The sequence below is a fragment of the Bartonella gabonensis genome (assembly GCF_903679515.1).
Lineage (GTDB): Bacteria > Pseudomonadota > Alphaproteobacteria > Rhizobiales > Rhizobiaceae > Bartonella > Bartonella gabonensis.
The window spans coordinates 16,226-27,418 of record NZ_CAHOYM010000023.1 but is presented as its reverse complement, the minus strand read 5'-3'; the positions used below and the strand labels follow the sequence as shown (position 1 = coordinate 27,418).

The following is an 11,193-nucleotide window of genomic DNA, read 5'->3' as shown; positions in this document are numbered from 1 at the left end:
TTTTATCAGTTCATAGGATATTTTAGTTTTAAAGGACAAGTTTTGAGAAATCTGCAACTGCCTGTGTAAGCGTGTGAGTATGTTTGAGAAGAGCAAGACGGTTAGCACGAATATCAGGGTTTTTATCGTTCACCAATACCTTGTCAAAAAATAGATCAATCAATTTTCCAAGTGGCGCTAGAATAGCGAGTGCAAATGATAAATTTGTTGCATTGAGGGAAGTAAGAATCTTTTTTTCTACTTCACAGATTTCATGATAAAGCTGCTTTTCTTCTTTCTCAACAAAGAACTCAGGATTAATTTCATTCGCTATTGTTGTGCTTTTTTGAAATTCGTTTTCAAGAATATTGGCAGTACGTTTTACAGAGGCTACAAAGTGCATTCCATCATGGGTATTGATAAAAGTGATAAGAGACTCGACATGACGTGCAACCAATAAAAAATCATCAGAATCTTTATTTAAAACAGCTTCAAGGGCATCGTAGCGAGCCCCTTCTTCTTTTAGATGGATTTTTAAACGATCATGAAAAAAGAATAACAGATCTGATAAAATATACTCTGTTTTTTCTGGAAGAAGATTCTGCAGTTGTGGATTTTCTTTTTGAGGGCCTTCATATTTATTTTTTTGTTGTATGAAATAATTCGTTGCCAACTGAAACAGTGGCATAAGATTGATTTTCCAGTCCTGTGAAAGTACAAGCCTAATAATTCCTAGAGCTGCGCGTCTTAACGCATAGGGATCTTTTGAGCCCGTTGGTTTTTCATTAATGAGCCAGAAGCCAACCAGCATATCAATTTTGTCGGCGAGCATAATGGTTATAGCAAGTGGTTCTTGCGGAAGACGATCTGTTGGGCCTTGAGGTTTATAATGCTCTTCAATAGCAACAGCTACACGAGGATCTTCCCCTTGAAGAAGGGCATATTTTTGCCCCATGACTCCTTGTAGTTCAGGAAATTCTCCGACAATTTCTGTTTGCAAATCAGCTTTTGCAAGGATTGCTGCACGTTTTGCTAAGAGAGGATCTGCTTTTACCAAAGGTGCAATTTTTTGTGCGAGTTTAGCGATGCGTTCTACTCTTGCACCTTGTGTGCCTAATTGGGCATGAAACGTTACATTCAAATGATCAAGTCGAGCCATTCTTTGATCGAGAGGTTTCTTTATATTAAGATCAAATTTTTTTACAGAAGATTCCAATTGTTGAATATCGGGCAAATCACGCTGATCTGTTTGCCAAAAATAGAGTGCATCAGAAAGACGGGCACGGACAACCTTACTATTTCCTTTCGAAATTTCTTTGCTTTCATCATTTGCAAGAATATTAGAAACAAGAATAAAATGATGAGAAAGTTTTACTTTTTCTCCTTGTTTACGGGTGACAAAACATTTTTGATTAGCTCGAATGGTTAAGCGAATAATTTCTGAAGGAATATCAAGGAATGATTTGTCAAAATCTCCCATAAGAATAACAGGCCATTCAACAAGACCAGCAACTTCTTCTAAGAGAGCATTATCTTGAACCAGCTCTAAACCGTTTGCAAAGCAAAGATTTTGGGCATCCGCTAAAATAATATTCTTTCGTCTTTCAGCATCCAGAATGACTTTATGGCTTTCAAGTTGTGCCACATAATCATCAAAGCGGCGCACTTGGAATGACCTTCCGTCACTTAAGAAACGATGACCATAAGTAAGATTGTTACTTTTAAGAGAACCAATTGTAAATGGAATAACATGCGTTTCACCAATTTCTGGTCCGAAGACGCAAAGAATATTTTGTAAAGGTCGAATCCACTTTAGAGTCCCACTTTTTGCGGAATCTTTTCCCCAACGCATAGATTTTGGCCAGGGAAAGTTGCGGATAATATCTGGTAAAATATCGGCAATAATTTCTTCTGCTGCCCTGCCTTTTTTAACAATTTTAGCAATATAAAAATCACCTTTTTTATCATCATGTCCAATCTGTGCTTCAGAAATATCATTGAGCCCTGTTGCACGTAGAAAACCATCAATTGCATGTTGTGGTGATTTTGTACAGGGACCTTTTCGTTCCTCATGGATATCTTTTGAGCGTATAGAAAGCCCGCGTATATCCAATGTTAGTCGACGAGGTGTCCAATATTCACGAGCAGCTTTATAGGTCAATCCAGCATTCACAAGTTGATCTGTAACAGCTTTTTTAAGATCAGCAGCAGCTTTTCGCTGCATACGTGCAGGGATTTCTTCACTGAAAAGTTCAAGAAGAAGATCAGACATTAGGCTTCTCCAGTATATATTTGTCCAGCTTCTGTGAGTAAGAAGGATTCCCCACAACGGCGTGCGAGATCACGAACGCGAAGAATATAATTTTGTCGTTCGGTTACAGAAATAACGCCCCGTGCTTGCAAAAGATTAAAGATATGGCTTGCTTTAATACATTGATCATAGGCAGGAAAAACACAGCGATGGAATACATTTTCTTTATTGGGTTTTCCCGCATCAAGAAGTGCGTTGCATTCGCGTTCGGCATCGATAAAATGCTGGTGGAGCAATTTTGTATCAGCAAATTCGAAGTTATAATATGAATATTCCTGTTCTGCCTGTAGAAAAATATCTCTATAACTTATTTTGTTTTCTTTCTCCAAACCATTAAAGTTAAGATCATAGATATTATCAACCCCTTGGATATACATCGCTAGACGCTCAAGACCATATGTGAGCTCTCCTGAAACGGGGGCGCATTCAATGCCGCAAACTTGTTGAAAATAAGTGAATTGAGAGATTTCCATCCCATCGCACCAACATTCCCATCCTAGCCCCCAAGCGCCAAGGGTTGGGCTTTCCCAGTCATCTTCAACAAAACGAATATCATGCAGTTTTGTATTGAGTCCGATAGCTTGTAGTGACTGTATATAAAGTTCTTGTAGATTGGGCGGCGAGGGTTTGAGAAGTACTTGGAATTGATAATAATGTTGTAAACGATTTGGATTCTTACCATATCGGCCATCTGTTGGACGCCGAGAAGGTTGGACATAAGCAACTTTCCAAGGCCGTGGACCTAGAGAGCGTAGCGTTGTCGCTGGATGAAAAGTTCCAGCTCCAACTTCCATATCATAAGGTTGCAAAATCGCACATCCATAGTGGGCCCAATAATTTTGCAAAGTTAAGATTAGTCCCTGAAAAGAACGTTTGGGGTTAAGATGCTCAGGCAGTTTCACGCTTTATACTCTTTAAATATTGAACGATATAGACAGCGATCAAAGAAATTTTAGTCTCTTTGTTTATTATTTTATGTGGTTTACGGTTAAGCATTGTTTATTGCAAACCAAATTTCAATTTTTCTTGAATTTGTTTAGAATTTTCTGGTTTTCCGTCAATTGCGTGATTCCATTGAAATATTGCTTCACGTTTACGTCCAACTTTCCAATAGGCATCCCCTAAATGATCATTCAGTGTTGGATCCTCAGGTTGTAACCTGACAGCATTTTCCAATATTTGGACTGCTTTTTTGTATTCTTTTAGTTTATAATAAGCCCACCCTAAAGAATCGAGAATATGACTGTTGTGAGCTTGCAAAGCAGAAGCTTTTTGCAGCATATGGAGCGATTCTTCAAGCTTCTCACCTCGTTCTACAAGAGAATAGGCTAAATAATTAAGAACCTGTGGTTGATTTGGAAAAATTTCAAGTGATTTTCGCAAATCAATTTCTGCTTTTGTCCATTGTTTTAGCCGTTCAAAAGCAATACCACGCTGATAAAAAAGTTTCCAATCGTCTTGCTGAAAGTTTTTTATCTGGGCAATCGCATAGTCTAGAGTTTTAGTCGCTTCAATAAATTTGTGATCCTGCATATAAAAAGCAACCAGCGTTATCAAAATGTTACGATCATTGGGAAATTTTTTGTTTAACAATGTGAGTAATTTTATTGCTTCTTTGTAATTGTTATTATTGGCAAGAAGGAATGCAAGATGAAGTTGTCCAACTTTATAGTAAGGAGATTTAGGGGATAAAGCGCGATAAAGTTTAATGGCTTGATGAGGATCGTCCAATTTTGCAGAAATGTGTGCGAGCTGAAACAGTGTTGCGTCATTTTGAGGATATAAGGCGAAAGATAATTGTTTGAAAATACGTGCAATATGCCCTGAGTTTTTGTGGTTGAGAGCTGTTCCAAAATTATATAACACCTCGGCTGCTCCTTGTTGAGGTGTTTTAATCAACCTTTCTAAGAAAGCATTTTTTTCAATTTTTTCTCGAAAATTTTTAAGGATTTCTCGACCTGACAACATTTGTTCGCCATGCTGGATTGTCTGAAGAGCTTGGTTGCGCATATTATGGCGCAATTGGAATGAGGCATAGGCTGTGATAAGACGTTCATAGGTATTAAGAGCAATAAGAGTTCCCTGTTTGTTATTCAGTGCTTTAATAAAATATTTTTTTGCATCCTGTGGTTGTTCTGCAAGGTCGCTCATAAGTGCTAGATGATAAGATATAAAAAGCTCATACCAGACAGGACCTTTGAGCTTCTTAAGTTCAGAAATTGCTTGAGATTTTTGTCCAGATCCAAATGTAATCCAAGCACCGATGAGTTCAGGTATTGGGTTATTGGCTGTTGGAGGTTCTTTTAATTGTAGAAGAAGCTTAGCATTCTTATAGTCTTTTTTGATGAGACTTTCTATTGACAACGTTAAGGAAACAAAAGGAGTTATAACATTTTGCTCTTTGAGTTTTTTGGCTTGTTGCACAGCTTCTTTAAAGTCTCCAACTGAGAGCATAGCTTCAAGGAGCTCTTTTTGTGTTTCAATGTTATCAGGTTGATAAATGAGTGCCTGTTTAAAATAATTGATCGCAAGCTCTGTTTTATTTTCATGATTTGCAACCCTTCCAGCTAAATAAGCACCTGTAAATGAGTTTGTATGAGTCGCCGTGCTTATTTTACTGTAGGTAGGAGATGGCATCAGCATGATACCCAAGATAAAGAGAGTCAAAAGTCGGGATACCGTTGCAGAGCACATGGAGCTAATCCTTTTCAAGATAATCAATCGATTGTGTCGTTTATAAATCATACCTTATTACTTTTGGGAAATACTGCGATTCTTGCAAAGAATCAGTTTACGCGCGCAATGCAAAATTCAACAGTTTCAACAAGAGCATTGTAAGCAAGATTTTCATTCATGGGAATAAGAGCATCAATCGCATGTTTTCCATAGATGCGTGCTTGTTCTATGGTATCTGTGATACTATTATATTTTTCCATTAAGTGTTGCGCATGTGCGAAGGCTTCATTATTGTTATTGCCGTCTTCAAGCGCTTGTTTCCAGAAAGTTTTTTCACTCATATTTCCACGCTCATATGCGAGAATAACAGGCATTGTGATCTTTCCTTCTCTAAAATCATCCCCTATATTTTTTCCTAAGTTTTGAGCACTACCACTATAGTCAAGTGCATCATCAATCAATTGGAACGCTAATCCTAAAGATGTTCCATATTCACGTAATGCAGAACGCTCTTTATTTCCATAACCAGCCACAATGGGGCCGACTTCAGCAGCTGCTGAAAAAAGGGCTGCTGTTTTTGCATTGATGATTTTGAGATAGTCTGAAGGGCTGGTTTTGATATTTTTTGCGGCAGAAAGTTGCATAACTTCTCCTTCAGCAATAATTGCAGCAGCGTTTGCTAGAACAGAGAGCGCTTCTATAGAGCCAACATTGACCATCATTTTAAAAGCTTGTCCTAACAGAAAATCTCCAACAAGGACACTTGCTTGATTTCCCCAAACCATTCGTGCCGTAGGCTTTCCACGTCGCAAATTACTTTCATCAATCACATCATCGTGTAACAAGGTCGCCGTGTGCATAAATTCAACGGCTGTTGCGAGTTTTATATGTCCGTTACTTTGATAACCAAACATATGAGCAGAAGCTAATGTGATCATTGGACGTAATCGCTTTCCCCCTGATGAAATAAGATGGTTAGAAATTTCAGGGATCATCTCAACCTCTGATTTTGCCATAGAGAGAATAAATTGATTGACACGCTCCATATCTTGTTGCGTAAGATCGACAAGAGATCGAAGAGAAATTTGATTATTTCCTATTTGTTCTGGTTTGATAACTGCACTCAATATGTTTACTCCTAGAGTATTGCAATGGACATATATAAATTTTATTTATTCGCTAGCATAAAGGGGGTTTTGTTTTGACTCAAGCTTTTGATGGCATTTTGAAGTGTAAGCTTGGAATGATATTGGCAAGAAATCTTTTTTAGCGCGTGTAATGTTGTTGTTATGAAATGATAAAAAAAATAAAAAGAGCAGCTGAAGGGCAAAAGGATAGTCTATAAAGGTGAACATTAGGCTTTTAAATGGATAAAATTACGAATCAGAGTGGTGAAACAATTGATAGTTTTCATCGTGGGAAATTTTATTTGGTTCAGCCTCATAAACATGGTCATCGTTCTGGAATGGATGCTATGTTATTAGCCAGTTTGGTTCCCACTGATTTAAAGGGCAAGGTTGTTGATTTAGGTGCAGGGGCTGGAGCCGCAGGGTTGGCTGTTGCTTCACGTTGTCCGCAAGTTCATGTGACATTGGTTGAGCGCTCATCTTTTATGGTATCTTATGCACAAAAAACACTTACGCTAAAACAAAATGAAAAACTTGCTGAGCGGGTTTGTTTGTTAAAAGCAGATGTCACCCTCAAGGGGAATGCTCGTATAAAAGAAGGTTTGATAGATAATAGCTTTGATTTTGCCATTATGAATCCACCTTTTAACAATCCTGTGGATCGCAAAACACCTGATGAGCAGAAATCTGATGCACATGTTATGCCTGAAGCGATGTTTGATCATTGGTTTCGAAGTGCAGCAGCCATTGTTAAACCAAGTGGATATTTAGGGCTCATTGCACGCCCGCAATCGCTCAATGACATCTTGTATGCTTTAGAAGGGCGCTTTGGTGGTATCTGTATCATTCCCATTCATGCACGAGCAACAACGGCGGCAATTCGTATTTTATGTTATGCGAAACGAGGTAGTCGAGCGGCTTTATCGATTTTACCGGCGTTGGTTATACATGCAGATGAAGGGTATGCTTTTTCATCGCGGATTGACGCAATCAATAATGGATGTATAAGTTTGTGGGAACTTTTAAAATGATATCTTGTATTTTCCAGTTTATTATTTAAGTTTATATTTAGCTTCTAATTGTTTAAGGATATTTTAATTTTGGGTGAATTGGGATTTCAATTTATATTTTGGAGTTATTTAGGCACTTTTATATTTAGTTATGCTCTGCCTTTTTTACTACCTTGCCTTTTCCCCTAGCTTATAAGAAAGTTTTGTTTTAATGAACATGATCAAAAATCTTATTCCAGCCCGTTTTTTTTCTAGTCAACTTGTGATTCCTGTGGTGCGTCTTCATGGGGCAATTATGGATTCTACGACATCAATAGCACGGACACTTTCATTGGGTAAATGTGCCAATCTTTTAGAGAAAGCTTTTGCGTATAAAAAAGCACCGGCTGTTGCAATTGTTATCAATTCTCCTGGTGGTTCTCCAGTGCAATCACGTTTTATTTTCAAGCGTATCCGTGATTTAGCAGAAGAAAAAAATAAAAAGGTTCTTGTGTTTATTGAAGATATTGCAGCATCTGGTGGTTATATGATTGCTTGTGCGGGGGATGAAATTTTTGCAGATCCTTCTTCAATTGTTGGTTCCATTGGGGTGGTTTCAGCTTCCTTTGGTTTTCCGGAACTTTTGAAGAAAATTGGTGTGGAACGGCGCGTTTACACAGCAGGAAAGAACAAGGTTACACTAGATCCATTTCAGCCTGAAAAAAAAGCGGATATTGAGCATTTGAAATCTCTCCAACTTGAAGTGCATAAAACTTTTATTGATTTGGTTAAAGAACGGCGTGCTACAAAATTATCAGATGATTCGAATCTCTTTACAGGAATGTTTTGGAGTGGAAAAAAAAGCGTTGAACTTGGTCTGATTGACGGGTTGAATGATGTCCGTTCTGTTATTAAGGAGCGCTTTGGTAATGATGTAAAACTTCGCCTTATTGCGCCTCCAAAAAGTCTTTTAGGACTTAAAGCGCCTTCAGGAATAACTGCTCATACGGTTTATACGGCCGTTGATAATGCTCTGATGGTAGCAGAAGAGCGGGCACTTTGGCAGCGTTACGGTTTGTGATGGAAAGGATTATTCAAACGAGAGAGGTTTTTATTTAAAAACAGATGTTAGAAGAAAAAAGGCTTAAAATGATACGAATGAGAACGTGTCGTTTATCTTATATGAGAATTTTTCATAATATTTATTGTTTTTTTAGAAAAGAATTAAGAATATTTCGAACTGTTTATAGGGGTGGTGCTAAAAGTATGAATAAAGGGGGGGAGTTGTAAAAGAACCCTATAAAAGCGAATATTACGTCATATGACATCGGATGTAGCAGTCTCATTCCAAAGACATTCTTATGTGTTTACACCTATTAAGTTGAATTTAGCTCTGCATGTTGTAGGACAACGTGCTGATGGTTATCATTTAATAGAAAGTTTGGTTTATTTTAGTCTTAGCGGTGATTGTCTACATTATGCGCCTTGTGAAAGAGATCAGTTTGTTTTAACGGGACCGTTTGCAAAAGAACTTGTATCTCATTCAGACAATTTGGTTATTCACGCACGGGAATTTATGCATAAGACTTTTCCTGAAAGTGCTCAACCTGCTTTTTTTCGACTTGTAAAAACACTCCCTATTGCTTCAGGAATTGGTGGTGGCTCCGGTGATGCTGCAGGGGTTGTCAGCATATTGCGTCAAAAATGGAATCTGGATTGCCCTTGTGAAAAATTAGCAAAAATGAGTTTGGTCCTTGGTGCTGATATTCCCATGTGTCTTTTTGCATTAGAATATCAGCAGCCTCTTTTAGTGAAAGGGATTGGCCAAGAGATTATACGACTAAAAGAAGCTTGTTCTCTTGCGATAGTATTGGTTAATCATGGACAAGAGATTTCAACACAAACTGTTTTTAAAGCGTTAGACAAGCGCAATCATCCTTCTTTAAAAATTGATCCTGTCGCTTTAAAGAGTGTTGATTCTTTGGTTGAAGCTTTACAAGAAACGCGTAATGATCTTTTTGCCCCTGCTTTGAAAATGGCTCCTCAATTAACACAAGTATTATCTATATTAGATGAGTGTGGCTCTCTTTTTTCTCGTATGTCTGGAACGGGTGCAACCTGTTTTGGCATTTTTAAAAATCAACAAGCAGCGCAACAAGCAGCTCTTTTTATCAAATCAATGCACCCAAATTGGTTTGTAAAACCGATCATGACTTTGGGAACTATTTGAGAAATAAAAACTTTTATTTTGTCTTGATTCTATTATACATAATGAAGAGGGGAACTAAAAAAATCTATTTTTTGTTTTTGAGATAAAATGAATAATTCTAGAATAATCTTTTAGAAGAGAAAATGGACGCTAGGATATTCTTTAATTTCACATTTTATTTCTATCTTTTGCGCAAGAATTCATGCAAAGTTTGAACAGTTATTTAAAACTGTAATGCTTGCAGAAAATAAGCAGGTTGCAGAAATAGATGGATGTTTGTTGTATTTGTGATTTATCAAAGATGTTTAATTTTTCGCTTCAACCAAATTTTTCGTGCGAATTAGATTTGCAAAACCAAGGTTTTTTTCATGTAGCGGGGGTTGATGAAGTAGGACGGGGACCGCTCGCTGGACCTGTGGTAACGGCAGCCGTTATTTTGGATAAGGATCATATTCCTGATGGGTTAAATGATTCCAAAAAGCTTTCCTTCCTTCAACGCAGTAAACTTTATCATGAAATCTTGCAAAGTGCCTTAGCAGTTTCCGTCGCTAGTCTTTGCGCCCATACAATTGATCAATCTAATATTAGAAAAGCAACTTTAGAAGCAATGCGTCGCTGTATTACAGGATTAGCTATTCCAGTTCACTATGTCCTTGTTGATGGACGTGATATTCCCTCTCACTTATCCTGTCCTGCAACGGCATTGATTAAGGGTGATCAGCGTTCGGTTTCAATTGCAGCCGCATCTATTATTGCGAAAGTAACGCGTGATCGGATGATGGAATGTGCAGGACAAGTTTATAAAAGGTATGGTTTCGAGAAGCATGTAGGGTATGCAACGCTAGCTCATCGTACAGCTCTTGATAAAAATGGTCCAATTGTAGGATTACATCGTTATAGTTTTGCGCCACTCAAAGAGCGTTATAGGAATCATGTGTTATGACAATTCGACCACTCAATAGCGCCTCAATAAAAGAAGCAATAGCGCTTCTTGAACAAGGCCGGTTAGTAGCGTTACCAACGGAAACTGTTTATGGATTAGCGGGAGATGCAACCAATGGAAGGGCACTTTCTTCTATTTTTTCTACAAAAAAGCGTCCGCAATTTAACCCTCTTATTGCGCATGTCAACGGTATCGAAATGGCGGAGCGTTATGTTGAAATTGATTTTCTTTCACGCCAACTAATGGAAGCGTTTTGGCCCGGACCTTTGACATTGGTTTTACCTTTAAGAGCACAACATAATATCCATCCTTTAACAACTGCCGGTTTAAATACATTGGCTATTCGTTTTCCAGACAGTCGTTTTGCGGAAATTGTACAATATTTTGGCCGTCCACTTGCTGCGCCTAGTGCGAATCAATCGGGGCGCCTTAGTCCTACTTCGGCTGAGGCTGTTTTTGCATCTTTGGGGGAAGCTGTTCCTTTGATATTGGACGGAGGACCGACTAGAATAGGGCTTGAATCAACGATTATTAAAATTTGTGGCGAGAATATTTATCTTTTGCGTCCAGGAGGGCTTTCGGCTGATAAAATTGAAGAAGTTGTAGGAAAGTCGCTAAAACGGATAGATCAAAGGGCAGCGATTGAAGCTCCAGGGATGTTAAAGTCACATTATGCTCCCAATGCCGCGATTCGTTTGAATGTAGAAAAGGTGGAAAATGGTGAAGCGCTTTTAGCATTTGGTCCAAAGCGCGTTATGGGGGCTGAAAATGCCGTTTTTATTTTAAATCTTAGCAAAGAAGGAAAATTGGAAGAGGCAGCTTCTCGTTTATTTCAATATATGAAGGAATTGGATTCATTTAAAGTGAGATGTATTGCCGTAGAACCTGTTCCATCATATGGATTAGGGGAGGCTATCAATGATCGTCTTATACGGGCTGCAGCTCCAAGGGAGAAATGA

General features: G+C 38.2%; 9 protein-coding genes. 5 read left to right on the top strand and 4 right to left on the bottom strand.

Features of this window, described 5'->3' with window-relative positions; translation table 11 throughout:
* Window positions 1–28: 28 nt before the first annotated feature.
* The 4 genes from glyS to HWX04_RS05580 all read right to left on the bottom strand — a co-directional run bounded on the left by glyS (window position 29) and on the right by HWX04_RS05580 (window position 6,093).
* Complete coding sequence (gene glyS, locus HWX04_RS05595) at window positions 29–2,251, bottom strand: glycine--tRNA ligase subunit beta (protein WP_175869206.1); 2,223 nt, start codon at window positions 2,249–2,251, stop codon at window positions 29–31.
* Window positions 2,251–3,192: a glycine--tRNA ligase subunit alpha gene (locus HWX04_RS05590; protein ID WP_175869205.1), complete on the bottom strand. Its 942-nt coding sequence runs from the start codon at window positions 3,190–3,192 to the stop codon at window positions 2,251–2,253. Before HWX04_RS05590 ends, glyS begins: the two co-directional genes overlap by 1 nt.
* Window positions 3,193–3,289: 97 nt before the next feature.
* A complete protein-coding gene (locus HWX04_RS05585; protein WP_175869204.1) occupies window positions 3,290–4,984 on the bottom strand; it encodes a tetratricopeptide repeat protein in 1,695 nt (564 codons plus the stop codon).
* A gap of 92 nt (window positions 4,985–5,076) precedes the next feature.
* Window positions 5,077–6,093, bottom strand: coding sequence for a polyprenyl synthetase family protein (locus tag HWX04_RS05580; protein ID WP_175869203.1), 1,017 nt, complete (start codon window positions 6,091–6,093; stop codon window positions 5,077–5,079).
* 239 nt (window positions 6,094–6,332) lie between these two features.
* Between HWX04_RS05580 and HWX04_RS05575 the strand changes: the two genes are divergently transcribed.
* The 5 genes from HWX04_RS05575 to HWX04_RS05555 all read left to right on the top strand — a co-directional run bounded on the left by HWX04_RS05575 (window position 6,333) and on the right by HWX04_RS05555 (window position 11,193).
* The gene (locus HWX04_RS05575) at window positions 6,333–7,124 is read left to right on the top strand and encodes a tRNA1(Val) (adenine(37)-N6)-methyltransferase (protein ID WP_175869202.1); all 792 of its coding nucleotides are present in this window, start codon (window positions 6,333–6,335) and stop codon (window positions 7,122–7,124) included.
* 190 nt (window positions 7,125–7,314) lie between these two features.
* Window positions 7,315–8,163 carry a S49 family peptidase gene (locus tag HWX04_RS05570; RefSeq protein WP_175869201.1) on the top strand — a complete coding sequence of 283 codons (849 nt, stop codon included), beginning with the start codon at window positions 7,315–7,317 and terminating at the stop codon, window positions 8,161–8,163.
* A 240-nt stretch (window positions 8,164–8,403) separates the two neighbouring features.
* Window positions 8,404–9,312 (top strand): 4-(cytidine 5'-diphospho)-2-C-methyl-D-erythritol kinase, encoded by a 909-nt coding sequence (locus HWX04_RS05565; RefSeq protein WP_175869200.1) that lies wholly within the window; start codon window positions 8,404–8,406, stop codon window positions 9,310–9,312.
* 280 nt (window positions 9,313–9,592) lie between these two features.
* Window positions 9,593–10,234: a ribonuclease HII gene (rnhB, locus tag HWX04_RS05560; RefSeq protein ID WP_175869207.1), complete on the top strand. Its 642-nt coding sequence runs from the start codon at window positions 9,593–9,595 to the stop codon at window positions 10,232–10,234.
* On the top strand, window positions 10,231–11,193 hold the full coding sequence (locus tag HWX04_RS05555) for an L-threonylcarbamoyladenylate synthase (RefSeq protein ID WP_175869199.1): 963 nt from the start codon (window positions 10,231–10,233) through the stop codon (window positions 11,191–11,193). Before rnhB ends, HWX04_RS05555 begins: the two co-directional genes overlap by 4 nt.

Coding starts and splice junctions, on each gene's coding strand:
- glyS (WP_175869206.1), bottom strand. CDS start 2,251: ATGTCTGATCTTCTTCTTGAACTTTTCAGTGAAGAAATCCCTGCACGT.
- HWX04_RS05585 (WP_175869204.1), bottom strand. CDS start 4,984: ATGTGCTCTGCAACGGTATCCCGACTTTTGACTCTCTTTATCTTGGGT.
- HWX04_RS05575 (WP_175869202.1), top strand. CDS start 6,333: ATGGATAAAATTACGAATCAGAGTGGTGAAACAATTGATAGTTTTCAT.
- HWX04_RS05570 (WP_175869201.1), top strand. CDS start 7,315: ATGAACATGATCAAAAATCTTATTCCAGCCCGTTTTTTTTCTAGTCAA.
- HWX04_RS05565 (WP_175869200.1), top strand. CDS start 8,404: ATGACATCGGATGTAGCAGTCTCATTCCAAAGACATTCTTATGTGTTT.
- rnhB (WP_175869207.1), top strand. CDS start 9,593: ATGTTTAATTTTTCGCTTCAACCAAATTTTTCGTGCGAATTAGATTTG.
- HWX04_RS05555 (WP_175869199.1), top strand. CDS start 10,231: ATGACAATTCGACCACTCAATAGCGCCTCAATAAAAGAAGCAATAGCG.